This window comes from Paenibacillus sp. SEL1, assembly GCF_054602535.1.
On the sequence record NZ_CM137723.1, the window covers coordinates 232,969 to 257,260 of the forward strand.

Annotated in this window: 26 protein-coding genes; 3 read left to right on the forward strand and 23 right to left on the reverse strand. The window is 43.6% G+C overall.

Annotation, left to right across the window (positions count from 1 at the left end):
- Positions 1-188 precede the first annotated feature (188 nt).
- The 5 genes from ACYCSE_RS01025 to ACYCSE_RS01045 all read right to left on the reverse strand — a co-directional run bounded on the left by ACYCSE_RS01025 (position 189) and on the right by ACYCSE_RS01045 (position 7,101).
- On the reverse strand, positions 189-779 hold the full coding sequence (locus tag ACYCSE_RS01025; RefSeq protein ID WP_459700893.1) for a restriction endonuclease: 591 nt from the start codon (positions 777-779) through the stop codon (positions 189-191).
- Between the two features lie 174 nt (positions 780-953).
- The gene (gene aspA, locus ACYCSE_RS01030) at positions 954-2,363 is read right to left on the reverse strand and encodes an aspartate ammonia-lyase (RefSeq protein WP_254350347.1); all 1,410 of its coding nucleotides are present in this window, start codon (positions 2,361-2,363) and stop codon (positions 954-956) included.
- 200 nt (positions 2,364-2,563) lie between these two features.
- Complete coding sequence (locus ACYCSE_RS01035; protein WP_459700896.1) at positions 2,564-3,094, reverse strand: N-acetyltransferase family protein; 531 nt, start codon at positions 3,092-3,094, stop codon at positions 2,564-2,566.
- Between the two features lie 109 nt (positions 3,095-3,203).
- Positions 3,204-3,605, reverse strand: coding sequence for a VOC family protein (locus tag ACYCSE_RS01040; protein WP_442434908.1), 402 nt, complete (start codon positions 3,603-3,605; stop codon positions 3,204-3,206).
- A 115-nt stretch (positions 3,606-3,720) separates the two neighbouring features.
- A complete protein-coding gene (locus ACYCSE_RS01045; protein ID WP_459702453.1) occupies positions 3,721-7,101 on the reverse strand; it encodes an S-layer homology domain-containing protein in 3,381 nt (1,126 codons plus the stop codon).
- Positions 7,102-7,284: 183 nt separating this feature from the next.
- Between ACYCSE_RS01045 and ACYCSE_RS01050 the strand changes: the two genes are divergently transcribed.
- Positions 7,285-8,448: an aminotransferase A gene (locus tag ACYCSE_RS01050; protein ID WP_322160699.1), complete on the forward strand. Its 1,164-nt coding sequence runs from the start codon at positions 7,285-7,287 to the stop codon at positions 8,446-8,448.
- 515 nt (positions 8,449-8,963) lie between these two features.
- Here the strand turns inward: ACYCSE_RS01050 and ACYCSE_RS01055 are convergent.
- The 7 genes from ACYCSE_RS01055 to ACYCSE_RS01085 all read right to left on the reverse strand — a co-directional run bounded on the left by ACYCSE_RS01055 (position 8,964) and on the right by ACYCSE_RS01085 (position 15,987).
- Complete coding sequence (locus tag ACYCSE_RS01055) at positions 8,964-10,037, reverse strand: ABC transporter substrate-binding protein (protein WP_028542540.1); 1,074 nt, start codon at positions 10,035-10,037, stop codon at positions 8,964-8,966.
- Positions 10,034-10,855 (reverse strand): ABC transporter permease, encoded by an 822-nt coding sequence (locus ACYCSE_RS01060; protein WP_250260837.1) that lies wholly within the window; start codon positions 10,853-10,855, stop codon positions 10,034-10,036. Before ACYCSE_RS01060 ends, ACYCSE_RS01055 begins: the two co-directional genes overlap by 4 nt.
- Positions 10,845-11,657 (reverse strand): ABC transporter permease, encoded by an 813-nt coding sequence (locus ACYCSE_RS01065; RefSeq protein ID WP_023989586.1) that lies wholly within the window; start codon positions 11,655-11,657, stop codon positions 10,845-10,847. The genes ACYCSE_RS01060 and ACYCSE_RS01065 overlap by 11 nt, the downstream gene beginning before the upstream one ends.
- Positions 11,647-12,756, reverse strand: coding sequence for an ABC transporter ATP-binding protein (locus tag ACYCSE_RS01070; protein WP_025720927.1), 1,110 nt, complete (start codon positions 12,754-12,756; stop codon positions 11,647-11,649). The genes ACYCSE_RS01065 and ACYCSE_RS01070 overlap by 11 nt, the downstream gene beginning before the upstream one ends.
- 76 nt (positions 12,757-12,832) lie before the next feature.
- Positions 12,833-13,969 (reverse strand): N-acetyldiaminopimelate deacetylase, encoded by a 1,137-nt coding sequence (locus tag ACYCSE_RS01075; RefSeq protein WP_459700902.1) that lies wholly within the window; start codon positions 13,967-13,969, stop codon positions 12,833-12,835.
- A gap of 183 nt (positions 13,970-14,152) precedes the next feature.
- The gene (gene dapD / locus ACYCSE_RS01080) at positions 14,153-14,866 is read right to left on the reverse strand and encodes a 2,3,4,5-tetrahydropyridine-2,6-dicarboxylate N-acetyltransferase (RefSeq protein WP_061829691.1); all 714 of its coding nucleotides are present in this window, start codon (positions 14,864-14,866) and stop codon (positions 14,153-14,155) included.
- A gap of 212 nt (positions 14,867-15,078) precedes the next feature.
- Complete coding sequence (locus ACYCSE_RS01085) at positions 15,079-15,987, reverse strand: hypothetical protein (protein ID WP_459700906.1); 909 nt, start codon at positions 15,985-15,987, stop codon at positions 15,079-15,081.
- A 233-nt stretch (positions 15,988-16,220) separates the two neighbouring features.
- Between ACYCSE_RS01085 and ACYCSE_RS01090 the strand changes: the two genes are divergently transcribed.
- Together ACYCSE_RS01090 and ACYCSE_RS01095 are read left to right on the forward strand one after the other, a co-directional pair.
- The gene (locus tag ACYCSE_RS01090) at positions 16,221-17,165 is read left to right on the forward strand and encodes a DMT family transporter (RefSeq protein ID WP_459700908.1); all 945 of its coding nucleotides are present in this window, start codon (positions 16,221-16,223) and stop codon (positions 17,163-17,165) included.
- A 75-nt stretch (positions 17,166-17,240) separates the two neighbouring features.
- Positions 17,241-18,089, forward strand: a complete 849-nt coding sequence (locus tag ACYCSE_RS01095) for a sulfurtransferase (RefSeq protein WP_459700910.1) — start codon at positions 17,241-17,243, stop codon at positions 18,087-18,089.
- A gap of 152 nt (positions 18,090-18,241) precedes the next feature.
- Here ACYCSE_RS01095 and ACYCSE_RS01100 read toward each other — a convergent pair whose 3' ends face one another.
- The 11 genes from ACYCSE_RS01100 to ACYCSE_RS01150 form a co-directional block, all read right to left on the reverse strand.
- The gene (locus ACYCSE_RS01100; protein WP_459700912.1) at positions 18,242-18,868 is read right to left on the reverse strand and encodes a class I SAM-dependent methyltransferase; all 627 of its coding nucleotides are present in this window, start codon (positions 18,866-18,868) and stop codon (positions 18,242-18,244) included.
- A 21-nt stretch (positions 18,869-18,889) separates the two neighbouring features.
- The gene (locus ACYCSE_RS01105; RefSeq protein WP_459700914.1) at positions 18,890-19,345 is read right to left on the reverse strand and encodes a DinB family protein; all 456 of its coding nucleotides are present in this window, start codon (positions 19,343-19,345) and stop codon (positions 18,890-18,892) included.
- Positions 19,346-19,374: 29 nt separating this feature from the next.
- Positions 19,375-19,656 (reverse strand): GNAT family N-acetyltransferase, encoded by a 282-nt coding sequence (locus ACYCSE_RS01110; RefSeq protein ID WP_459700916.1) that lies wholly within the window; start codon positions 19,654-19,656, stop codon positions 19,375-19,377.
- 134 nt (positions 19,657-19,790) lie between these two features.
- A complete protein-coding gene (locus ACYCSE_RS01115) occupies positions 19,791-20,036 on the reverse strand; it encodes a hypothetical protein (protein ID WP_459700918.1) in 246 nt (81 codons plus the stop codon).
- 209 nt (positions 20,037-20,245) lie between these two features.
- Complete coding sequence (locus tag ACYCSE_RS01120) at positions 20,246-20,962, reverse strand: hypothetical protein (protein WP_459700920.1); 717 nt, start codon at positions 20,960-20,962, stop codon at positions 20,246-20,248.
- 82 nt (positions 20,963-21,044) lie between these two features.
- The gene (locus ACYCSE_RS01125; protein ID WP_459700922.1) at positions 21,045-21,527 is read right to left on the reverse strand and encodes a hypothetical protein; all 483 of its coding nucleotides are present in this window, start codon (positions 21,525-21,527) and stop codon (positions 21,045-21,047) included.
- A 272-nt stretch (positions 21,528-21,799) separates the two neighbouring features.
- A complete protein-coding gene (locus ACYCSE_RS01130; RefSeq protein ID WP_459700924.1) occupies positions 21,800-21,940 on the reverse strand; it encodes a hypothetical protein in 141 nt (46 codons plus the stop codon).
- Positions 21,941-22,121: 181 nt separating this feature from the next.
- Positions 22,122-22,271 (reverse strand): hypothetical protein, encoded by a 150-nt coding sequence (locus tag ACYCSE_RS01135; protein WP_348620187.1) that lies wholly within the window; start codon positions 22,269-22,271, stop codon positions 22,122-22,124.
- Between the two features lie 164 nt (positions 22,272-22,435).
- Entirely contained in the window at positions 22,436-22,861 is a 426-nt protein-coding gene (locus ACYCSE_RS01140; protein WP_336077613.1) for a protein export chaperone secb, read from the reverse strand.
- 70 nt (positions 22,862-22,931) lie between these two features.
- A complete protein-coding gene (locus ACYCSE_RS01145; protein ID WP_459700927.1) occupies positions 22,932-23,555 on the reverse strand; it encodes a hypothetical protein in 624 nt (207 codons plus the stop codon).
- Between the two features lie 203 nt (positions 23,556-23,758).
- Complete coding sequence (locus ACYCSE_RS01150; protein ID WP_235309193.1) at positions 23,759-24,256, reverse strand: GNAT family N-acetyltransferase; 498 nt, start codon at positions 24,254-24,256, stop codon at positions 23,759-23,761.
- Between the last annotated feature and the right edge of the window lie 36 nt (positions 24,257-24,292).

A 24,292-nucleotide genomic window follows, 5' to 3' on the forward strand; every position in this document is an offset into this window, starting at 1 on the left:
TATTAATATTAATACAGTTTTAAAAGTGTCTGGTCCCGAACACATCACTTGATTATCTTCTCTTTATTAACGCACCGTCCAAGTTCATTTAGTTTATAAGCATCTAGCCATAAAGATACTAAGAATATTTTAAATAAGGGATAGGAATGTCTGTCCCCAATCCCTCGACGCTCATTCCCCTTTTATTCCTATTTACTTTCACTCCATTTGGAAGCAATCACTTCGGTTTTACTTTCTATGAGATCCATGACTTCCTCGCGGCGTTTCGTCTTGAATAAATTAATCATGTCGATCAAGTCGTTGCGGTCTAATAATTTAACCCCGTTGACAGCAGCAAGTGTTTTACAGGATTCCGTATAACGGCCGGAGGTGATGACGACAGACTTGTCGGCCGCATAATAACGCATGGAGGTATAAATTTCCTGCACCGCGCCCAAACCTACCGGATGTTGTACCCCATAACGTTTGGCCTGTATGACAACTCTGACGCCTTCACGGTCTGTAAAAACCAGATCCGCTCCAAAATCCCGGCTACTGGTTGTTTTATAGATGTCCTTATAGCCAAGCGCGGATAATAATCGCTGCAAATAAAGCTCAAATTCCGAGCCGTCCTCCATACGATCTATATCCTGAATTCCAATTTTGCGTGGGTCCAGATCCCGTAAAATCCGATTTCTGCGACCACGTATCAGTCCTCTGATGATGAGCGTAAACAACACTAAAAGTACAATGAGTCCTATTCCTAATTCCTTGTATGCCAATAATTTTTCTAGCAACATCCAACTCTCCCTCTTCTACCGTAAGCATAGCCGTACATCTTTAACAGGGAACTCCCCTATGCAGGCTGGCTCCCGTAATACATCTCTCTTTATCACATAACAATAGCCCCGCCAGATTCGACGGGGCTATCTTCGTCTTGCCTCAAAGCTGTCTAAACTCCATACTCCGCATCATTATTCGCGATTCAGCAAAGATTCTCCGGCAATACCAGGCTGAGTCATTTGGTACGGGTCCAATATAATGTCCAGCTCCTCCTCGGTCAGTACATTGTACAGCAAGCACAGCTCGCGCACCGATTTCCCAGTCGTAATTGCTTCGCGAGCAATGCGTGATACCACCTCATATCCAAGGTGCGGATTAAGCGCTGTAATAATGCCTACACTGTTCTCTACATATTCACGACAACGCTCCACATTCGCTTCAATTCCTTCCACACAATGAATGCGGAAGACGTGGAAGCCCTGCTTCATAATTTCTAGCGATTGCAGTAGGTTGTACACCAGTACGGGCTCCATTACATTCAGCTCGAGCTGACCAGCCTCTGAAGCCAAGCAGATTGTATGATCATTACCAATGACCTGAAAAGCAATTTGGTTAATGACCTCACACATCACCGGATTTACCTTGCCCGGCATAATGGATGACCCTGGCTGGCGGGCAGGCAGACTCAGTTCCCCCAGACCCGCACGTGGTCCGGAAGCCATCAAACGGATGTCATTTGCCACCTTAGACATATTCATCATACAAATTTTCAAGGCGGCAGACACTTCAGTATAAGCATCCGTATTTTGTGTAGCATCTACAAGATTTTCGTCAGCTTCCACAGGGAAGCCACTGACGTCTGCCAGTACCTCTGCGACACGCTGAATATAACGACGGTCTGCGTTCAGACCAGTACCCACCGCAGTTGCACCCATATTAATCGTTAGCAGGTGCTGCTTGGTCGCACGGACGCGTCCGATATCACGACCCAGCACACGCGCATAAGCCTGAAACTCCTGCCCTAATCGAATCGGCACTGCATCCTGCAAGTGAGTTCGCCCCATTTTAATCACACTATCAAACTCATTTGCCTTGCGGGAGAATGCTTCCTGAAGCTCACTCATGGTAGCTAACAGCTTATCAATCATACTTAATACAGCCAAGTGTACGGCTGTAGGAAAAGCATCGTTCGTCGATTGCGCCATATTAACATGATTATTAGGACTGATCTCCTGATAATCTCCGCGTTGCTTGCCAATCAGCTCCAGCGCGCGGTTCGCAATCACTTCATTTGTATTCATATTAATGGACGTGCCTGCGCCGCCCTGAATCGGATCGACGATGAAATGATCATGCAACTGTCCTTGTATAATCTCATCAGCAGCCTGAATAATGGCCTCTGCTTTGGGGCGGTGTAAACGGGTTAGTTCCATATTTACCGTCGCTGCTCCCTTTTTCACGATCGCCATGGCTTTAATCAACTCAGGGTGCAGTCTTTGGCCTGTAATTGGAAAATTTTCTTTTGCTCTCAGCGTTTGTACACCATAATAGGCATCTGATGGCACTTCCTTGGTACCTAAAAAATCATGCTCCAACCTCATATTCTCTGATTCCTCCGCTGTGTTTGCTACGTTTCTTCAATTCAGTACAGTCAAATTGACATAAAAAGACCTTCTCTGATCCCCTCTTCATTATACGTTTCTATTCCCGTGCTTTTCCAGTTGAATAAACGCGGAAAAAGCTATGTAATCCTATGACAAGTTATGATTACCCGTATATACCACACTTATTCGGTAAATGCTCAGCTATGACTTGAATACGGATTTAATGACTTATAATAATATCGAGTGGCATAAAGCTGACCATCGGCTGATTGAGCATAACCCGGAATAACACCAGCTTCTACAAACCCGATCGACTCGTATAGTCCATTGGAGGGATCACCCACCCGCGTATCTAGCACCAGTAACGTTCTATCCTGACTTAGTGCCTCTTCTTCCGCTGCCTTCATTAACTGTCGTGCGATCCCCAGCCTGCGACCGGACGGATGTACCATAAGCTTTGCAATTTCCGCACGATGAATAGCGTTAGCTTTTTGAGCCAAATGAAGCTGGACCGTCCCTACAGGTACTCCGTCCTTCTCGGCAATCCACAGAACTACGCCGTCCTCAAGTACATTGTTCCAATAAGCTGCTGCTTCCTGATAACCTAATGGGGGTAAGAAACCTATAGATGCACCGTCTGCAACCACGTCGATTAACATTCGACTTAGCGAATCTACCAGGGCTTCATCCAAAGCCTGAACAGGGTAGACTCTCATTTCGTTAGACATTGTGATTCCTCCCGATGAGTTCGATAATATACAATAAAGAAAGCAAACTATCTTTTTAGGATAGTTTACTTTCCATAATACTTCGCTTACTTCATCATTCTCATTTCCATTACTGCTCTGCCATATAAAAGAACTCCCACAGATGACCATCCAAATCCTGAAAGCTCCATCCATACATAAAACCATGATCTTGAGGTTCGTTTGAGGGCTTGCCGCCCGCTTCCAAAGCCTTGTGGACGATCTCGTCTACCTTTTCTCGACTCTCCACCGATAAGGCAACAATTGCTTCTGTGCTTTTTGTGGCATCTGAAATTTCCTTTGTCGTGAACGTTTTAAAACGTTCTTCAACCAATAACATGACAAAAATATGCTCACTAACAACCATACAGGTTGCATGTTCATCAGTGAACTGAGCACTGAATTCAAATCCGATGGTAGTGAAAAAATCAATGGACTGTTGCAGATTTTTAACTGGCAAATTCACGAAAATTTGTTTAGCTTTTACTCCCACGACATTTCACCTCTTCATTCGTCATTCATTCTACTTTATCATACTACCTCTCCACAAAAGATAACTTAACTATCGTATAAAGTCAATCAATCTGACATTTGTATAGGGAAATCTCCTATTCCCAATGAAGCTTAGCCAGCGTGCGAGATAATACAGCCGCAGTTTCTGCCCTCGTCACGGATGTAGCCGGGCCAAAACGGCCTTTCTCGTCTCCCCTCAGAATACCTAGTCCAGACAAAGTCTTCACAGCCGGAGCTGCCCATGTAGAAATCTCCTGCGCATCCGACAATGATACGGATATACTTTCACTCACCTCTCTTGTATTTTCTTCTGTGTTCCCAGCGAAGCGCAAGGCTCTCTCTATGATCACAGCCAGTTCCTCCCTCGATACCGGGGTATCAGGACGGAAGCTTCCGTCAGTATAGCCGTTGATCAGCCCAGCTGCTGCTGCGGTACGTACGGAATCCGCATACCACGATTCGGGTTGAACGTCGTCAAAGCTCGTCAGCGTGCGATCAGTACGCTCCAGTCCAAGCACACGAACCAGCATCGCTGCCAGTTCAGAGCGTCGTACCTGGCCTTCAGGCTCAAAATGCACGTTCGCTAAGTCCCTTTCACGAGTCGCACTAGCTGTAGACGCTGTTGAATGGGTCCCCGTCACAAGCAGGCGAGTTGCCAGCCGTGTAATGTCCTGCTGCGCCCAATGGCCGGATATATCCATGAACGATCTGACTTCACCAGAAGACCCGCCATCAAGCACAGCGTAAGTCCCTCCCGAACGTCCATACACGGTTATTTCCTCACTCGAAGTGTGAAAAGGAACGGGTTGATAGGACAGCTGTCCGACTTGGTTGGTCGATGATACCTTCACTACAGCAAGCTGGTCTGTATCGACCATTGCAGGAACACGTAACAGATAACGTTCATACCCTCTACCAGAGTCTCCGTTACCTACCAAAAGCTGTTTCCGTCCATCCTCGCTTCTCAGCTCAGCGGCGATATCCAAAGCCTGTAACAGTGTACGCCCTGTTGGAACATCCAAGCGTTTAGCCAGCTCTTCGTTCGAAGCGATGGAAAAATTCAAAGAAATTTGTTTTACAGGCACCTGCCAGGTATCAGCCAGTTTCTGAAGAGACAAGCGACTTGTTGTTACTTCATATCCACCCTGTGGCGTTTCCACTCGAAGGGTACGAATACGGTCGTTCAAGACGGCTCCCAAAGCTTCCCCGTTTAAATGAACCTCGTACGTCCCCGCTTCTACTTGCTCCCCTGCACGGATCACAAGCGTACCCTTCGCACCATTTTGAATGGCCTTTTGTATTTCAGCAGCTGTTACTTGAGCAACTGCCTTTTTCAGTCCGTTTTTCTCCACTCCGGTCATTACAGACTTAACTTGCACCACATTTGTACCAGACAGGCTGCTTCCATTGGGCTCACTACTGGCAGTCTGACCCTGTCCATTTACCGTTCCATTCACGTTACCGCTACTGCCATTTCCAGTGTTACCATTTCCCTCGTTATCCTGCTGATCCTCATCATCATCGTCATTTCGGCCACTCCCATCATCTGTCGGTGGTTCTTCCGTTTTGCGTGGCACATCTATTTGCGCAACCAACGGATCATGATCACTGACCCGCCCGTCCGCCGCACTAAAGTCTGCATTCATATGAACGATATCCAGCACGGATGTTTTGCTCAGTGACGGGCTGACCAGCATATGATCCAATGTTTGCGAATTACCTTCATAAATATAAGAGTACCGTTCCTTTTCATCCAAATGGTCAATCAGATTGGTCAATTCCTGCCCCCGTAGTAAAGCCAGCGTTTCCGAAAATTGAAAATCATTCAGGTCACCGAGCACCACTATATTGGCCTTAGGGTTTACTTGCAGTACCGACTTTACAAAGCCATTCACAATCGTTGCAATCTTCGCACGCTGTATTTCGCTGCTTCTCACAGGTGGTTGAATTCCTCCAAATGGCGCTTGATCGCCCCCTTTGGAATTAAAATGGTTAGCGACCACAATCACCTGCTGGCCTTCAAACTCAAATTCAGCGGCCAACGGCTTGCGCGAGTCTTCAAATGACGCATTCAGGGGATCAATCCGACCCGGGTTGAGGGAAAGTCCCTGCACTCCATAAGTGACAGACGTAACTGAATCCCCCTTGGGCTTGTCGGTCAGCGTAACACGTTGCGGATTGTACAAGAAGCCAACACGGATGTTGCCACCGGGGGCACCGCCATCCTTATTATTTTCAGGGCCAATATCTGTAAAATTGTATTCCGGGCCTCCATGAGCACGAATCGCCTCTATGAGCACGCGGAAGCTTTCGGAAGCGTCTGTGGTGCCATCATCCTTCTCACCGTTATTATCCTGCACTTCCAGCAATCCTATGATATCCGGATGATTCAAATTTACAGCGATAGCCTGCCCCAGCTGATCTATCCGTTTTCCATCACCGGGATCGAAGTTTTCCACATTAAAAGAAGCTACTGTCAGCTTACGATCATCCCCTATCAAACGCGTATTGGCTGGCTGGAGGCCGCCAGGTACAATATCCGGCAGACGCTCTGGCAGCAGCTTATAATTGCTAAAGCTATAGCTCACCACACCTGTGATAGAACCCGCAAAACGATCGCCTGTTTTCAACGGTGTCGAAGGCTTCGCATCAATCAGAATCCGTTGCGGGTTCAGACTTCTTTCTGTCAGCATGAGTCCGCCTGCCTCCGTTACAACCTCACCTGTGTTTGGACCGTTAACAATTCGGACTGGAATTTCATAGCCATAGGGACCAATCACAGTGGCATCCTTCAACTCTACACGCATGCCTTCCAGGCTTTCGAAAAAGTCCAAGCCATCCTCCTGTGGATCAAACACCGTCATTCCGTCATGATCCACAACAGATGTGGGCATCACACGTCCCTGTTCACCTAGCAAAATTGGAGCTGGCAATGGACGGTCATTGGCAATTACCTTAACCGAAGAAGCCACAATTTCTGTGGTCGTCAAGTCGATTGGCTTGCTTGCATATGTTCTTTCCGTGTATTCCTTTACCGAACCGCTAACCCTTACCTCATCCCCTACCTGTGCACCGTGACTAGGCTTGTACACTAAAATGGCCTCGGATGTTTTTTCATCCTGATCCACTTGAGCATCCAACTCTTGGATATAGAAACTGCTCCCCTTCACCATCGTGACAACGCCTTCAATATCCGCTACTTTTTGTCCTTCATATGGAGAACGGTGTGCTGCCCCCTGTACATCGTGGATGCGAAGCTTTTTAGGAAAATAGACATCTGCATATACACTTGCCCCTACAGTTACGGGTGAAGGTTGCACCTCTTTTCCTGCAAAAGATGCAGGCTCTGCCGAAGCTTTTCCACTGGACAACCCTGCCGGCCCTCCAGCTGAAAGCAGCAGTATAGCACTGAGCCATGTGATCCCGAACCTTTTTAATTTCGTAGGTAATATTTTTTCTATGTATTCTTGTTTCATCAAAAGATACTCCCCTCCCCATTTTTACTATGATTACGCTTACAAATATATTCTTCTTTTAAGATACCATAAATTAGTCAATTTAGTACCTGAATTATGTAAAATGAATTCTTCTTGCCGTAGCATATTCAGATCAAATTATTGTAAACTTGTTCTAATACAGAAAAAGGTGGCACATACGCTATGGAGCATTTGCTTAACGATCAGGTTAAAAACATTCAAATCAGCGGCATCCGCAAAATCGCCAACAAAGTTGCCGCATTACCCGGAACCCTGTCATTAACGATCGGACAACCGGATTTCCCTACCCCTGCGCATATTATGGAAGCTGCCCATCGGGCGATTAACGAAGGATGCACCTCCTATACACCTAATCCGGGACTGCCGGAATTACGAGAAGCCGCAGCGGCGTTTGTAGCTCGTAAATACGGCCTGAATTACCGTGGACAGGATGAGGTGATCGTAACGAACGGAGCCAGTGAAGCGCTGGATATTACCTTACGCACGATTTTGTCCCCCGGCGATGAAGTTGTTCTACCTGTCCCGATCTACCCAGGGTACGAGCCATTGATCCGTTTGTCAGGCGGTATTCCTGTGTTTGCCGATACCCGCAGTAGCGGCTTCAAACTCACGGCCGAGGTGCTGGAGCCTTATCTGACCGAACGGACAAAAGCAGTCATTCTCGGATATCCTTCAAATCCAACCGGACGAGTGATGAGCCGTGAAGAACTGGAAGCGGTCGCGGATTTACTGAAGGAGCGCGATTTGTTTATCATTTCGGATGAAATATACAGTGAACTGATTTACGATACACCCCACGTTTCCATTGCAGCTCTACCAGGTATGCGGGAGCGCACCATCGTCATTAACGGTCTGTCCAAATCACATTCTATGACGGGATGGCGCATTGGTTTTACACTTGCACCCGCTGAAATTACACAGCACTTGGTCAAAGTCCATCAATACAACGTAACCTGTGCCAGCTCGATTAGCCAATATGCTGCCCTGGAAGCCTTGACTGTTGGTGTCGATGATGCACTCCCGATGCGTGAGGAATACCGCAAGCGTCGTGATTATGTACATGGTAGGCTGACAGACATGGGTATCCCGCTGGAGAAACCCGAAGGAGCCTTTTACCTTTTCCCTTCTATCGCCCATTTTGGATTAAGCTCGATGGATTTTACCTTGAAGCTGCTGGAAGAGCATGGAGTGGCTGTCGTACCTGGAGATGCTTTTTCTTCCTATGGCGAAGGATACATTCGCTTGTCCTATGCTTACGGACAGGATGTGCTGGAGCAAGGGTTGGATAAAATAGAGAGGTTTGTTAGGGGAATTGTGAGGAGTTAAGGTGGGAGAGGCGCTACACAGTCCATTTGATCTTCCGATCGCTGTTGCTGGGGGATTCTTGGATTGGATAAAACATTTATAGGTAAGAATCCCACAGCAAAGGCGAACGCTACCGCTTCTCCAGATTCAAATGGCCCGCTTCGCTCACTGCACGCCTCAAAGTCCCACAATTCTCTAACGTGTGTGAAGTATGGGGAAAAGAAGTACAATACTCACTGCTTTACACGGTGAATAAACAAAACAGGCCCTTGAACCACCTACACGGGTGGTTCAAGGGCCTGTTCGTTCTTCTTCTACTCCCTCACCTGGGTGTGGGATTCATGGGTGACTAGCTTTAAGCACGGTGCAGCGGAGGGGGCGGAATGGTGCTGGACAAGCGAAGCGGTCGCCTTTAAATTCCGATTTTAACCTTTAAATATTCAATCATAAAAATCGGAATTTAACAGCGATGGTAAGCACCATCCGCCACCGCAGCGACCTTTAAAGCACCACCCCCTAATCCTCACGCCACTCCCCTACTTTAAATGCATTTTGAATTGCAGGAACAATTCATTGTAATGAGCGAGCATGCGCTTGCCTAGATTGTTGTATACTTCCAGCTTGTCTGTAATTTCGGACGGAGGGTAAAAACGCTCGTCACCAGAGATATCTTCAGGCAACAACTTCTTTCCATCCTCGTTGGGTGTGGAGTATCCTACAAATTCGGCATTTTGAGCGGCTACATCGGGCTGCATCATGAAATTGATGAACTTATGGGCCGCATCCACATGGGTAGCGGTTTTTGGAATAACCATATTATCAAACCACAAGTTGGAGCCTTCATCTGGCACGATGTAATCGAGCTTCTCGTTCTCATCCATGATTTCAGACGCATCACCGGACCATACAACCCCGGCAGCAGCTTCCTCGTTTGCCAGCAGCATTTTAATCTCGTCACCAACAACCGCTTTGACATTGGGCGCTAATTTCTCCAACTTCGTCAAAGCCTGCTGCAAATGTGCCTCATTCGTATCGTTCAAGGAATAGTGAAGGCTGTTCAGTGACATCCCTACGACTTCCCTCGCACCATCAACCAACAGTAGGTTATTACGCAGCTTTGGATTCCACAGACCGTTCCAGCTATGAAAATCAATGCCTTTCGTCAGCTCTGGGTTAAACACAATCCCGACTGTACCCCAAAAATACGGCACTGAGTATTCATTATTCGGGTCGAACGAAAGGTTTAGAAAATGAGAATCCACATGCTTCAAATTCGGTAGCTTGCTGTGGTCCAACGGGAGCAACAAGTGCTCCTGCTTCATTTTAGCCAAAGCATATTCCGAGGGAACCGCTACATCAAACGAAGTTCCTCCCTGCTCGATTTTCGTCAGCATCGCCTCATTGGAGTCAAAGGTCTGATAAATGACGGTAATCCCCGTCTCCTTTTGAAACCGTTCCAGCAGCTCAGGATCAATGTAGTCTCCCCAGTTGTACACCGTCAGTGTGTTACCACCAGAGTAGCCTTGACTGGAATTCAACCATGCGGCCACCCCCATCAGCCCAAACGAGATGATGAAAATCGACAGAAACACGCGCACAAGTGACTTCATCTAGGCACCCCCATTTCTGCCGCAGGCTCTTTTTTACCATTACGATTCGCCTTGCGCATAATAAAGTAGTAACCCACCACCAGCAGCACTGTAAACAGGAAAATGAGCGTGGATAGCGCATTGATGGACAAGGAAACCCCTTGACGGGCACGTGAGTATATTTCAACCGATAAGGTCGAATAGCCACTGCCTGTCACAAAAAAGGTCACCGCAAAATCATCCAGCGAGTACGTTAACGCCATAAAGAAGCCCGCATAAATCCCTGGCTTGATAAAGGGTAGAATCACCTTGGTCAGCACATCCATTCGACTGGCACCCAAATCACGCGCGGCATCGACCAGAGATGGACTCATTTCCTGCAACCGCGGCAAAATCATAATGACCGCAATCGGCACACTAAATGCAATATGGGATAATAAAACGGAGTAGAAACCCAGCTTAATCCCGACCATCGTGAACAAAATGAGGAAGGAAGCGCCAATAATGACGTCCGGGTTCACGATCAATACATTATTGAGCGATAGCAGCGTATTTTTGACTCGACGGTTTTGCATCTGATGAATAGCCAGCGCACCCATGATGCCAATAATCGTAGCCAACGCAGACGACAGCAAAGCAACCACCAAGGTATTAATGACAATAATGATCAAGCGAGTGTCTGCAAACACCTCTTTGTAATATTGGAGTGTAAAACCTTCAAACTCATGCATCGTCCCGCCGCTGTTGAAGGAATAGTACATCAAATATAAAATAGGTGCGTACAACACGAGAAAAACAATCACCAAATAAATATTTCCGAACCGGTTTTTATTTACCATGCCGCACCCTCCGTTTCGTTCCCGAGGTGAGCAGCATAATGATCCCCATCGCCAAAATCAGGAACACGGCAACCGTAGAGCCCATCCCCCAATCCTGAGTAACCAGAAAATGCTGCTCTATCGCCGTCCCCAGTGTAATCACACGGTTACCTGCAATCAGGCGGGTAATCATAAACAGCGACAACGCTGGAATAAACACAGCCATGCAACCGGATCGCACACCCGCAAGCGTTAACGGGAAAATAACCCTACGAAACGCGGTCCACTTGGAGGCTCCCAAATCTCGGGCAGCGTCCAGCAATGAAGGGTTTAACCCTTCCAGCGCGTTATAGATGGGCAAAATCATAAAAGGCACAAAAATATAAACCGATACAAACACAAAGCTGGAGCTGGTAAACAATAATTGCTGACCTCCCAACCCAACCATACCTAACACCGCATTCACCGGCCCATAGGTACCAAATATCCCGATAAAAGCATACGTTTTGAGCAGCAAGTTAATCCAGGTCGGCAAAATAATGAGCAACAGCCACAGCTGCTTATGCTTGGTACGTGTAAGCAAATATGCTGCCGGGTAAGCAACTAATAGTGAAAATACAGTGATCAGAAATGCATACCAAAACGAGCTGAGCGTCATGCTCAAATAAACAGGTGTCAGAAACTGAGCATAGTTGTTGAATGTGAGATGACCATCCACATCAAATAACGAATAGTAAAACACAAGAACAACTGGAGCCGCCACGAACAGCACAATCCATAAATAGTAAGGCAGCAGATACGCTGCTCTTGTATTACCGGACATGCTGATCCACCTCTTCATAGGCTTCCAGACGCCGATCAAATTCTTCTTCTGTTTCCCCAAACCGCATCACATGGATCGCTTCCGGGTCAAATCGCAGACCGATTTCACTGCCCAGCTCCGCCTTTTTGGTAGAATGCACGAGCCACTCCTGACCCGAATCATCATAGCAGCTTATTTCATAGTGAACACCACGGAACAATTGGGTATCTACCTTCACACGCAGCTTGCCTTCAGCAACATTCGTAATCTCCAAGTCCTCTGGCCGGATCACAATTTCAATGGGTTCGTTCGGACGTAATCCTCCGTCGACACATTCAAACTGTCGACCGTTAAATTCCACTTGATAATCTGCAATCATCCGTCCTGGGACAATATTAGATTCGCCGATGAAATCAGCAACAAACCGATTGATCGGCTCATCATAAATATCATTAGGCGTACCACTCTGCTCAATCTTACCTTTGTTCATAACAAAAATTTCGTCCGACATGGCCAGTGCTTCCTCCTGATCATGCGTAACGAAAATAAAGGTAATTCCAAGGCGCTGCTGCATTTCGCGCAAAATGTACTGCATTTCAGTACGCAGCTTTAAATCCAGTGCAGACAATGGTTCATCCAACAAGAGAACATCAGGTTCATTGACGATAGCCCGTGCGATGGCCACACGCTGACGCTGTCCCCCGGACATCTCAGAAATTTCCCGCTCGCCGTAGCCTTCCAGATTGACAAAGGACAACGCCTGTGTCACCTTCTCCTGAATGTCCTTTTTGTTCATCTTTTTAATTCGCAGACCGAAGGCTACATTTTCAAACACATTCAGATGCGGAAATAGCGCATAATCTTGAAAAACCGTATTGACCTGCCGCTCATTGGCTGGAACACGATTAATGAGTTTTCCATTTAAATAAATAGAGCCTTCTGTCGGCTCCGCAAAACCTGCAATCATACGCAGAATCGTCGTTTTACCACAGCCGGAAGGCCCCAGCAGTGTATAAAATTTACCACGCTCAATCTCAAAGCTGACGTCCGCCAGCACTGGGGGATCGTTGTCATATTGCTTGGTCACCCGTTCAAATCGGATGATGGTTTGCTCTCCCATAACACCCTCCTTCAAAAAATTCGACTTCATTCCATTTCATTCTTTTCATTAAACCTATTTATTCAGGGCGCATCATTTACCCTTGAGACTTCCATGTAAAATAGTCTGTCAGCACACGAATGGCTACACCAATCGCTTCCTCCGCAGGCTCCAGCTTGGCATGATGCAAACCATAAGGCGTATCAACACCAAGCCAGAACATCAGACCGGGAATTCGCTCCAGAAAATACCCGAAGTCTTCTCCGGTCATCGCTTCTCCGCATTCAATAAGCTGCACATCTTGCCGATTACGGACCCAGTTCATGAATTCCTGGGTTACCTGAGCTTCATTGTACACTTGCAAATAATTGGAGCCATAATGAATCTCGGCATGACATTCAAATCCAGCCTCCACACCGCGCACTAGTGCTTCAATCCGTGATTTAACCAGCTTCATCGTATCGGCTGACAACGTTCGGATCGTACCCTCCAAACGGGCGGTTTCCGCGATAATATTTTGCTTCGTGCCTCCGCTAACCTTACCCACGGTAATGACCGCTGCATCGAGTGGATTCACATTACGGGCTACAACCGTCTGTAATTGTCCCACCAGCTGACAAGCAGCCACTACCATATCATTCGCCTTGTGTGGATACGCAGCATGCCCACCCATACCCTTCAGGTCGATGAAAAGCTCCGACGTATTGGCAAATAGGATGCCCGGGCGAGTCGCAATTGTGCCAACAGGATATTCAGGTGCAACATGTAGCGCGACAATTTCATCGGGTATCCAATCTGCCAGCTCCGTGCTGTCCCGCATAGGCAAGGCTCCGCCCGGCCCTTCTTCAGCCGGTTGAAACAACACAACCAGGTCATCCTTAATCGGATGGCTTGCAAAGTGAGTAACAATTCCCAATCCAATCGTCATATGTAAATCGTGTCCACAAGCATGCATATAGCCGGGATGGGTCGAACGAAAATCGTACCCTGTCTCTTCTTCAATAGGCAAACCGTCCATATCACAACGATATCCATAGCGGCGTTCAGGAGCCGTTCCATGAATGAACACTAACACGCCCGTACGCCATGTACGAATTTCCAACCGCTCCTGAGGGAGCGTTTCCAAATAATCCAGCAAATATTGTTGTGTTTTGTATTCCTCAAAACCCGGTTCGGGAATTTGGTGTAAATCCCTTCGTATTTGGACAAAAGAACGATAGTCGACCGTACTCATTGCTGCTACGCCTCCTCTTTATAGCTCATCAGCTCTTATCTGGCAAAAGAACAAAAGGACAAAAGCCCGGCGCAGCCGCCGAGCCTTGTCCGTTGTGCTTCGTCCCTAAGTTATGCTGTCAGTGCATCATGCTTCTGACAAGGAATCGTTCACCTTTGGTACATTAAAAAAAATTTTGCCTTCTTACAGAATGCGCAGTTCTTTCAAAATCTCAGTTTTAGATTTGGTCTTATCGTCGACCTGTTTGATCACACGTGCAGGTGTACCCGCCACTACGGAGTATTCAGGCACATCTTCAGTTACGACAGATCCGGCTGCAACAACTGCACCTTTACCAATTCGTACGCCTTCCAATACGACTGAGTTTGCACCGATCAATACATCGTCTTCTACTACAACTGGTTGTGCAGATGGTGGTTCAATGACACCCGCCAGGACAACGCCTGCACCGATGTGACACATGTTACCTACTTTAACACGACCGCCCAGCACAGCATTCATATCAATCATCGTGCCTTCACCAATGGTGACACCGATGTTAATCACTGCACCCATCATGATGACTGCGTTGTTACCGATGCCAACCATATCACGAATATATGCGCCTGGCTCAATGCGGGCATTGATGCCTTTCAGATCGAGCATAGGAACAGCAGAGTTACGGCGGTCATTTTCCACCACATAGTCTTCTTCTTTCGCGTTTGCGCTATCCAGTACAGGCTTGATATCAGCCCAATCCCCAAATACAACACCACTGTCTCCAGAAATAAAAGCTTGAACATTCTCGCCAAAAGATGCGGAAGCCAAAGCTCCTTTTACATATACTTTAACAGGCGTCTTTTTCTTGCTGTTTTTAATCACGTTGATGACTTCTTGTGTATTCATTTCGATGGACATAGTAAATCTAACAACTCCTTCATCGCTTCATACGACTTCGCAAGCCGGAATGATCTTATTCTCTCATCCTTTATAGCACAAAAGTGCAGGTCTCGCAATTATAGATTAGACCCTTATAGCTCTAATCTAACCCTTAAAATAACAATTTCCAGCGGCATGACTGCCTTAAATTCATAATTGTAAGCCGCCGACCATCCCACATCAAAGTAGGGTTATTTATTAGCTTGCAGGCTCTCCAGCGATGTATAAATGAAGGATTCGAATCCTTCAGCAGGTTCACCTTGTGGAATGTTCACTTTCACGATAAAACCACCTGTTTTATTTTCTACAACAATATATTGCTGTGTCATCTTCGAACCGCTCGCTTGTAGGAACAGACGGCTACTGGACAGCGCTTGAGGTACGGCTGCTTTGTCCAGCTTTTGAACCTTGCCGATGGAAGCTAGATCCTTTTCTCCTTCTTTTTGAAGCTCATCCAGATTAAAGTCGGAGGACAGCTTCGTAATTTCAGCATAATAGTTATCATCTACAGCCAAGGCAACACGGTTTTGATCGGGAAACAGGGACATCGGATCAAACACATACAGTGAATATCCCTCTCCTTTTGCCAATGTTGCTGTCTGCTTTTCCTTTTTCCCTTCAAGGGTAAGCTCAAAAGTTTGAGTCTTCGAGCGTTCTCCGCCTACCGCTTGACCAGAGCTTCCGTTTTGATTGCCATCTGTTGCAGCTTCTGTTTTTTGTATTTTCGTTAAAGTCAGTTGCTTCGCCGTAGCGTCGCCCTCTACTGCTTTTTCGTTGTATTCAAACGCTACTGTATCGCCTTCTTTAAGTCCAGCTATTACCGTGTCCAGTCCCTCCCCCAATTGGAAGGATTGGGCTTCGCCATTGGTTTCAATCTCTACCGTATGTGGGTCAGCAGCTCCATTGTATACACCCGTGCCTTTTTTAACTTCCGGCTCAGCGATTGGCTCCGGTTTAACTTGCGGCTGCTGTTGCGTTTGCGGTTGGTCTGACCCTTGAGGTGCGGTGTTATTGGTTTGCGGTTTCGTTCCACAGGCTGACAGAGCCAGCACTGCCACTACAGTCAGTAGTATGATTGAAAATGTGTTTTGTTTTTTCATAAAATCCACCTCCACTATGATAGACGAGCTTGTGCAGCAAAAGTTCTACGCAGCATCTCACTTAAAACCCTACCTCCTGCTCCCGTTTATTATATTCTCAGGATTTTGCAAATTCCTAATACCACGGGAATGTCAGGTACGGTATAATGGGCTGTATTAAACCCAATTTTCGAGATACCGCTTGGAAGGAACATAAACGTATTTATTTTCCTCCATACGGATGGAGCTGCCACATGAATCAAGCACATAAACCGTCGTTTTCCTTTGAATTATTGTACATCATAGGTATTATCGCTATTTCGTTCTCCTCGATCTTCGTAAGATGGTCTGAAGCCGAGGTGTCCGTCATCGCTATGTACCGTTTGTACCTAACCAATCTGATCATGCTGCCTTTGGTCTGGAAATACCGCACCGAGCTGTTTAGCCTGACCCGCAAGCAGTGGATGCTGATCCTCTGGTCCGGTATAGCGCTGGGGCTGCATTTCTTGCTCTGGATGGGCTCACTGCGACTGACCACCGTTGCAAGCTCTACCGTTATTATGACATTGGAGCCGATCCTTGTCATGCTCGGTTCTTTTTTGTTTTTCCGGACGGGCACGAATCGCGCTATGCTCATCGGAATGGGTATGGCTTTTATCGGCTCACTGGCCATCGGAGCTGGAGACTTTCATGTCTCGGGACAAGCCCTGCTCGGGGACGCACTGTCCTTCTTGGGTATGGTAGCCGTGTCCATCCATATGCTGATGGGTAAGCATCTACGCGAGCATTTGAGCGCGTTTGTGTATAATTTTTGGGTTTTCGCCATCGCAGCCACATCACTTGCGCTGTATAATATGGTCAATGCCATTCCTTTTACCGGATACGCTCCACGGGAATGGGGACTGTTCCTGCTGCTTGCCATTGTGCCTACGCTGTTCGGACATTACCTATTTAACTGGCTGCTCAAATACATTAACGCCACCGCGGTGTCAATGGCGGTACTCGGCGAACCCGTTATTTCTTCCCTGCTAGCTTGGGTGCTGCTCGGGGAAAGGCTGTCTACTTTACAATTTGGTGCAGGCTTTTTCATCCTGTTCGGGGTATGGATTTTTATCCGATACGGAGCGGATTTTAAAAAGAAAGCCATCCACCAAAGTGAGTTGCCCAACACTGAGCACCCCCTGAAGGCCAGCTCTTAACTTATTTACCCCATTTTCATAAACCATACTCAATGGATTAAATTTACTGTTAAATAAAGGAAGGCGGAATCCTCTATGAAATCCATCGTATCCAAACGCTGGCTGCTGGCCCGATTGTATGAGCCGGACATGATCATTGCCGACTGCCGTTCCCTGCTCGGACAAGCCGGGGCTGGACGGACTCAATTTAATGAAGACCATATTCCAGGGGCGGTTCACTTCGATTTGGAAGAAGACCTTACCGCTCCTCTTGGTGAGCATGGTGGTCGCCATCCCTTACCTGATGCGGATACACTTGCCGCACGTCTGAGTCGTGCCGGGATCAACGCATCTTCACGCATCGTCGCTTATGATGACCAAGGCGGTATGATGGCTTCCCGCTTCTGGTGGCTCCTGCGCTATCTCGGGCATGAGCAGGTATATGTGCTGGAAGAGGGCTACAGCGCTTGGAAAGAAGCGAAGTTCCCCGTTACGGCAGACCAGCCGATTCGCATTCCAAGTACATTCACACCGAATGTACAGCCGCAAATGCTCACAAGTATGCAAGAGGTGCACCGTGTATCCAAAGATTCGCTTCCTGGTGGCTCTTCCATATTGATTGATTCGAGAGAGCGGCCTCGCTACCTGGGGCTGGAGGAGCCCATAGATCAAGCAGCGGGGCATATCCCAGGTGCGGTGAATTTCTTTTGGAAAGAAGTATTGGACGAACAAGGCAGCTTTAAAAATGCGGAACAATTGCAACAGCACTTTGCCGACCTTGATCCAAACGCAGAAATTATCGTGTACTGCGGTTCCGGCGTATCCGCCTGTCCCAATGTACTCGCCTTGAATGAAGCTGGATTTAGCAAGGTCCGTTTATATCCGGGAAGCTGGAGCGACTGGATCAGTTATGAGGAGAATCCGGTGGCGACCGGAGAGGAATAAAAAGTTTTCAACGGATATACAGGTTCTAAATACAAATACACTGTCCTGGCGATTAGGCTTACGGCAGTGTATTTGTCTTTGTTTAAAAAAACAACTTGAGCTGAGTGAAGCAATAAAACGATATAGTTGAAGCTACTTGCTTTTTTGAATTGCTATCCAATCTTTTGAACAAATATATATCTTAATTCATATTTTTTCTGTTGTTTTTCTGCATATATCAGAGTTTCTCTTATGGAACCCGTTTCTAATATATTCAAATCATTAAAATGTTCTTTTAAATCTTCTTCAGTAAAGAAGTGAGCATATTTCCCTTCCTTGTATTCATATGTTCCTTCTTCAATTTCCCTACCCACACCATTATTAAAATCACAATTAGAAAAACATGTGAAATACATTACTCCTAATTCCTTCAAATGCTTCACGCAATTCTGTATCAGTCTTTTTCGGTCTTCTAACAAAAATAAATGTAATAAATCATAACAATATATTCCATCATACCTTTGGCTTGTAGTAAACTCTAATACCGATTCTTGAATAAAATTCGTTTTTAAATCCCATTCTTTTGCTAGATTTATAGCTGAACTAGATATCTCAATTCCATCAACCTGAAAATAAGAAGAGAACGCCTTCGTATTTCTTCCATATCCAGCACCAGGAACTAAAATATCATATACACTATTCTTTTTGAACAAATCTATAGCTTGGGTTACAGTTTGACTTGGTTCACAGCCCCAAATCATCCCTTCTTCAGTAAATCTTTTGTTCCAATAATCCCCCATATGATTCACCCGCCTATATACTCACATAGCTCTTCTTTTAAGTTCATTAATCTGTCTGATATGATGTTGATCATGCCAGATAAAATCTCTTAAATATGATATTACAGTAAACTTCCCGTCAGCATATTCTTTAGTAAACTTGTCGTCTTCAAAACTCTCTATACTCTCCAATATCATGTTACGGTACTGAATAGTCATTTTAATTAATTCTTCTTTCGTTTTTGTTTTTCCATATTCAATAGCATTCTGATTAAATTGTTCAAAATCAATACGTGTTAATGTCAAAGGTGTATTGTTTAATATGGGACTTATTGCTGCATCAAAAAAGTATTTATCCCACAGCAGTATATGACTTACGACATCCTGAACTGACCATTTACCTTCAGCAATCGTTATTTGCCAATCCATTTCACGAATCTCAGAAACAAAACGGATCCATTCTTTGAACTCCTCTAGTAACCGCGACTTCTCATTCATGGTATCACGCTCCTTTTTTCAAATTTCATTTATCTAGGACAACGTTTCTGACTCATGGACCCCAAAGGGGTTGTCTGCTGAAAATCTGTTTTATGAATACTATAATGATTATATCTTTCAGCATCTATTTCTATCTCTCCTACAAACTTAAAACTACTTTTTTGAATAACTCTATTCGACGGTCCATTCTCAAGTAATGCAATTGCATTTAATTCTTTAATCTCCGTATTTTCAAATAAATACTGAATTAATCCCTGAACTGCTTGAGTCGTATATCCCTTACTTCTATGGTCTTTTGAGATACCATACATAATTTCTCTATTGGGTACTGGAAGCTCATCTTTTTTTCCCGAAGGATAATGTCTTTACATTCTATAGACAAGCTATACGTAGAATTCTCTTTAGAGTGCATGTTGATTCTCCTTTAATTGTATTGATTCTACAATTATTTGCACTTATTTACTATAACTGTACCAAAAGAAATCTTCATATTTGGTGCATATACTAACCAAGATTCATCACTGAATTCTTTAGAAAATGTTGCTTCTACTTCATATTGTTTTTTAACTTCTGTTTCGTTTAATCCTCTAGACAATAAATTGTTGATCACTTCTGAAGCATCATTAGGTTCTTGTCCTAAGCCTTCTTCTTTCAAAGAACTATAAAAAAGAGAGTTTTGTAAATATTTCATTGGCTTGATTTGTTAATTCCCTGCCTTTGTCAATGCCAGTATATGTTGATCCATTTGGTGCAATGGAAGAAGCTTTAGTCCCAAATATCCAAAACCGCATCCATAATCTACGATCTTTACAGGTTAAGTAATTTACTTTTGTCAACCAAAGAGCGGCACGTCAGCAGTATGAATGTCTTGTTAGGCGGATTACCTCTCTCCCTGAATCATCATAAATTTTGAAGTTTATATACCTCTATCTCCATAATCATATCCTTAACAGTAGAGTTAAAAATACGTGAGAATCCGCATCCCTCAAGTTTATCTATCATATCTTTATCTTTTACTACCCTTGTATTTCTCGTAGCTAGATTTTTTTCTATATTATGATCAATGGTTTGGGCTATATAAAAAACCACCCCTACATCGTTTCGAATGTAATTCCTAAAAGTATAACGTATTAAATCTGTCTCAATATCATCATTGTCAAAAGAGCCATGAACAGCTACACCTTTTATGTAATATAAACTCCCATTATCAAAGGGATTGTCATATAGTTCTCTCTCTGATATTTCATCTGCTCTCGAGCCTATTACCAAATGATCTCCATCAATTGCATCAAGCCAGTAAGACCAAGTAACATCCATATGTTCTCTCCAAGTATTTGGGAATTCCGTAATTGTCATTTTTGCAATTATTAACTGATTCCTATCTTCATCAACCCAATATTTCTTTTTCAATAGTTCTTCTATCTCACCTGTTATTTCATATTCATCATTTATTACTTCCAAAGAAACAACAAGTTTTATTGTATGGATGATTGGATCTATATCGGAATTGTAGTGAAATTCAGGAAAATCATTAAATTCACAATAAGTTTCGCAAGTGACAGAAGGAAGTACTTCATACTCCAGTCTTCCCGTTGATGTCATTAAATCGATGAGCATAACTATCATCTCCATTATTAATTTTTTTGCAGCTAATATTATAGGATGTTGGAACCTCTGCAAAATGCAAATTTTTGTCTTTTTATCTTTCCTTCATGTAACTATATTTTTTCTTCAAAGTCTCAATATATTTAGGAGGAATATCAGTAATTTTTGAAATATCTAACACTTCGATTCCTACCTTTAAGGCTTTTATAGCAATTCTCAAATTATGTTTTACTTTAGTAATCCTATTTTTGAGTAGAGTATCTTCAAAGTCTAGATAGTCATCAGCTACTTCGCCATCTAAAAAGAATTCTATGTCGTAAGTACCGATTTCTTCTTCTAAATAAAATATATTAATAGAGCAAATCACAACTGCTTCCCCAGCGTTAAAACGGTACTTGAGGTATATTGCCCGTTCCTCCAAACTAATAAATTCATCATACAATTTCCCCATAAACATTCTATGATAATCATCTTTGTTTTCATCCCGCCATTTCCTATAGGTTGTCCAAAAACCACTCATGGTTCTCTTCATTGCATTATATTGACTATCCCAATCAAGTAATATATCTTTGTTCATTTAATCACTTCCTAATACTAAATATATATTCCAATTTTATTGAATTTCATATATGCTTTGCTGATTTCCTATAACGTTTTCACATTCTCGAACCCGAAAGGTTTAAGGGGCTTCTGCACCTGATTGAAGACTTGCAAGGTTGATCCCTGGGTCCCTCTTCCAAGCTCATACCTCTAAGCAATCCAAAGACTATAGACCGCAGCATGAATTCTGTTACTTAATTACGTCGCTTCTCCGAATAACTTACTCCTAATGACTAAACTCCTTTCTAATCATGTTCTTCTTTCATCTATTATTTCCTTTAACTTAATAGCCTCTTTTTCTGTTATTCCTCCATTTATTCTTTCAGCTTCTACTTCTTCTTTAATATCATCTAATAAGGCTCTTGTCTGATATACCTCAGTCCAGTCCATTCAGAAAGAAAAAAGCCATCCTCTACCGTACCATCTAGATTGAAAATCATCCTGTAATAACCTATATGATTTGTTCGATATTCGATTTTAATCTTCACTTCAACATACTCAATATCTTTATTACTCGGTTCTAAATATTCCAAACTTTTGATATGTAAGGAAACATCCTCTATTAAAATCCTTAAATCATCTTTATTGTAATCCCAAAATAATCATCAAATTGCTCAGGCTCTTCAACCCTATAGGTATTTAAATTAAGCCAAAAAGCCTCTAATGCCCGATTTCTTATATTTTGTTTGTCTACCCAATCTCTTAGTTTTTTTGCATCCATAAGATCAATCACTCCATAAAGTATTTTGCCGTAATTCAGATAATGTTTCTGTGTCCACGAAGTCCGTCGCCTTCGTGAACCAAGGAAGCGAAAGGGACCACAGTGTGAATACGATGTTAGGTGGAATGCACTGAAATACTCACATAATTAATTCAATTTTCCCTTTAGGGCTCTACTCGAACTAATACCTCTTCCATAGTCATTTCTGGAGTTATAATTATCGTTTTGTTTAGGTTCCGACTTAAATCTTTTAGGAAGTTCATAAGTACATCTATTTTTTTCTCTGAATCTATCTGTATTGGTGAAATATCAAATTCAATAACGCTTCCTTCATAAAAATGCCCACAAATATCAATTTCACTATATTCAATAGTTATCCCAATACTTGCTTCTTTTTTTATTCTTAACAATTCAGCAATATCCCTAATTCTAGTTATTAGCCCATCTATAGTCACTCGATAATTTATTCTATTACTTTCCAAATGATCAAAAATTAGAGCCCATACTTGGATGTCTGTATCCAATATATAAATGTCCCTTAGACTTCCATCTTTAAAGAATACTTCATTCATTAGTTCATAATAATTCATGCAAACCTCCTAACACTCCGTATTTCACCTAACGTTCTTATATCTACAAGCCCTCACTATCTATTAGCTTCTAATCTTCATTCATTCTATCTGCTCGTATCCAGCTCATTTCCTCAATGTTTAATAATTCTTTAAACTCTTCTACTAACTGATGCTCAGATTCCAGTTGTGTATAGTAATTATTATTCAAAATATCGTCTAATTGTTTTATTCGCTCATTATCTAGTTCAAAAAATCTAAATGTTTTTAGATTGCAATTTGTAAACTGTTTTGCTATTTTCTCATTGTATTCATTAGATCTCAGAACTTCTTCAATTAATTCAGTTCTGATTTTGTCCCCTCTAGGGTCGACATATAAAAATTCAATGTGATCTTCCTCTGGATATCTTTCTTCTGCAAGCTTAATAATTGAAGTATCTAATAACACATATGATATATGAAGACTTGCTATCTCTTGTGAATTATAAACTACACGGTATCCCCAACAGTGATCTTCAAAATTATAAAAATATAACACCGGGATTTTTTCTGAAATTTGAAATAGACTTTCTGGAATTTCTTCACTTTCTTCTGTATCTTTGGTTACGAAAACAAACCATTTGTCATTTAAATCTTCCGCGTACATAGGATCATGCTCAAGAATTGCTTCTTTATATTTCAATAGTGATAAGCTTCCTGAAGTCAATTCACTCATTGTTTTGGCTCCTTTGTTTTTATTCATATTTCACCTAACGTTCTTGTATTCATGAACCCCTAAGGGGTTGTCTGCTGAAATTCCTCTCCGAAATCCACCTCGCAGACCCATACTCCGTAAGGAGCCGCTGCTTGAATATGATGTTAGACGATACCCTTGATCTCTTTTGAGTTCCTTAAAATAATCCCTATTACTACTGTATTTTAACTTCTCAAATCGACAACCATCGTGATTGATGAATCAACTTTCCCAACTTCTTTAAATCCGAATCTCTCGTAGAGTTTCATTGCCGCTGCATTGCTCGGATCAACACTGAGGGATAATTTTTTTATATTCCTCTTCCTAGCTTCTTTAAATAATTCATCCATTAAGGCCATTCCGATTTTTCTTCCCCTGTATTCTTTTAACAAAGCCATTCCTAGTTCGGGTACATCATTATCAATAAATCCAAATCCCTTATTATCCTCGTTAAAATATCGAACTGTTATTGATCCGACGGGTTCACCCTCATGGTTCATTGCTATAAATCCAAAATCCCCATCTCTTCCCCAACCTTCAATATACTTTGATATATAAGGGTCTTTTATTATCGCTTTATCGAATGGCTCTTGACCTTCTGGGACAAATAATGATTCATATAACATCTCCCATAAAAAAAACACATCATCTTTTATTATTGGTCGGATTCTGTATTGCATCATTGAAGTTACCTCATTTCTAGATTCTCAAAGGTTTCA

Excerpts from the sequence above, each read along its gene's own strand:
- ACYCSE_RS01125 (WP_459700922.1), bottom strand. The coding sequence starts at position 21,527 with ATGAACAAAGATATATTACTTGATTGGGATAGTCAATATAATGCAATG.
- ACYCSE_RS01110 (WP_459700916.1), bottom strand. The coding sequence starts at position 19,656 with ATGTATGGTATCTCAAAAGACCATAGAAGTAAGGGATATACGACTCAA.
- ACYCSE_RS01075 (WP_459700902.1), bottom strand. The coding sequence starts at position 13,969 with ATGAGTACGGTCGACTATCGTTCTTTTGTCCAAATACGAAGGGATTTA.
- ACYCSE_RS01070 (WP_025720927.1), bottom strand. The coding sequence starts at position 12,756 with ATGGGAGAGCAAACCATCATCCGATTTGAACGGGTGACCAAGCAATAT.
- ACYCSE_RS01050 (WP_322160699.1), top strand. The coding sequence starts at position 7,285 with ATGGAGCATTTGCTTAACGATCAGGTTAAAAACATTCAAATCAGCGGC.
- aspA (WP_254350347.1), bottom strand. The coding sequence starts at position 2,363 with ATGAGGTTGGAGCATGATTTTTTAGGTACCAAGGAAGTGCCATCAGAT.
- ACYCSE_RS01135 (WP_348620187.1), bottom strand. The coding sequence starts at position 22,271 with ATGGATGCAAAAAAACTAAGAGATTGGGTAGACAAACAAAATATAAGA.
- ACYCSE_RS01120 (WP_459700920.1), bottom strand. The coding sequence starts at position 20,962 with ATGCTCATCGATTTAATGACATCAACGGGAAGACTGGAGTATGAAGTA.
- ACYCSE_RS01140 (WP_336077613.1), bottom strand. The coding sequence starts at position 22,861 with ATGAATTATTATGAACTAATGAATGAAGTATTCTTTAAAGATGGAAGT.
- ACYCSE_RS01045 (WP_459702453.1), bottom strand. The coding sequence starts at position 7,101 with ATGAAACAAGAATACATAGAAAAAATATTACCTACGAAATTAAAAAGG.
- ACYCSE_RS01150 (WP_235309193.1), bottom strand. The coding sequence starts at position 24,256 with ATGATGCAATACAGAATCCGACCAATAATAAAAGATGATGTGTTTTTT.
- ACYCSE_RS01025 (WP_459700893.1), bottom strand. The coding sequence starts at position 779 with ATGTTGCTAGAAAAATTATTGGCATACAAGGAATTAGGAATAGGACTC.
- ACYCSE_RS01130 (WP_459700924.1), bottom strand. The coding sequence starts at position 21,940 with ATGGACTGGACTGAGGTATATCAGACAAGAGCCTTATTAGATGATATT.
- ACYCSE_RS01145 (WP_459700927.1), bottom strand. The coding sequence starts at position 23,555 with ATGAGTGAATTGACTTCAGGAAGCTTATCACTATTGAAATATAAAGAA.
- ACYCSE_RS01065 (WP_023989586.1), bottom strand. The coding sequence starts at position 11,657 with ATGTCCGGTAATACAAGAGCAGCGTATCTGCTGCCTTACTATTTATGG.
- ACYCSE_RS01105 (WP_459700914.1), bottom strand. The coding sequence starts at position 19,345 with ATGAATGAGAAGTCGCGGTTACTAGAGGAGTTCAAAGAATGGATCCGT.
- dapD (WP_061829691.1), bottom strand. The coding sequence starts at position 14,866 with ATGTCCATCGAAATGAATACACAAGAAGTCATCAACGTGATTAAAAAC.
- ACYCSE_RS01115 (WP_459700918.1), bottom strand. The coding sequence starts at position 20,036 with ATGAAATATTTACAAAACTCTCTTTTTTATAGTTCTTTGAAAGAAGAA.
- ACYCSE_RS01060 (WP_250260837.1), bottom strand. The coding sequence starts at position 10,855 with ATGGTAAATAAAAACCGGTTCGGAAATATTTATTTGGTGATTGTTTTT.
- ACYCSE_RS01090 (WP_459700908.1), top strand. The coding sequence starts at position 16,221 with ATGAATCAAGCACATAAACCGTCGTTTTCCTTTGAATTATTGTACATC.
- ACYCSE_RS01035 (WP_459700896.1), bottom strand. The coding sequence starts at position 3,094 with ATGTCTAACGAAATGAGAGTCTACCCTGTTCAGGCTTTGGATGAAGCC.
- ACYCSE_RS01085 (WP_459700906.1), bottom strand. The coding sequence starts at position 15,987 with ATGAAAAAACAAAACACATTTTCAATCATACTACTGACTGTAGTGGCA.
- ACYCSE_RS01055 (WP_028542540.1), bottom strand. The coding sequence starts at position 10,037 with ATGAAGTCACTTGTGCGCGTGTTTCTGTCGATTTTCATCATCTCGTTT.
- ACYCSE_RS01095 (WP_459700910.1), top strand. The coding sequence starts at position 17,241 with ATGAAATCCATCGTATCCAAACGCTGGCTGCTGGCCCGATTGTATGAG.
- ACYCSE_RS01100 (WP_459700912.1), bottom strand. The coding sequence starts at position 18,868 with ATGGGGGATTATTGGAACAAAAGATTTACTGAAGAAGGGATGATTTGG.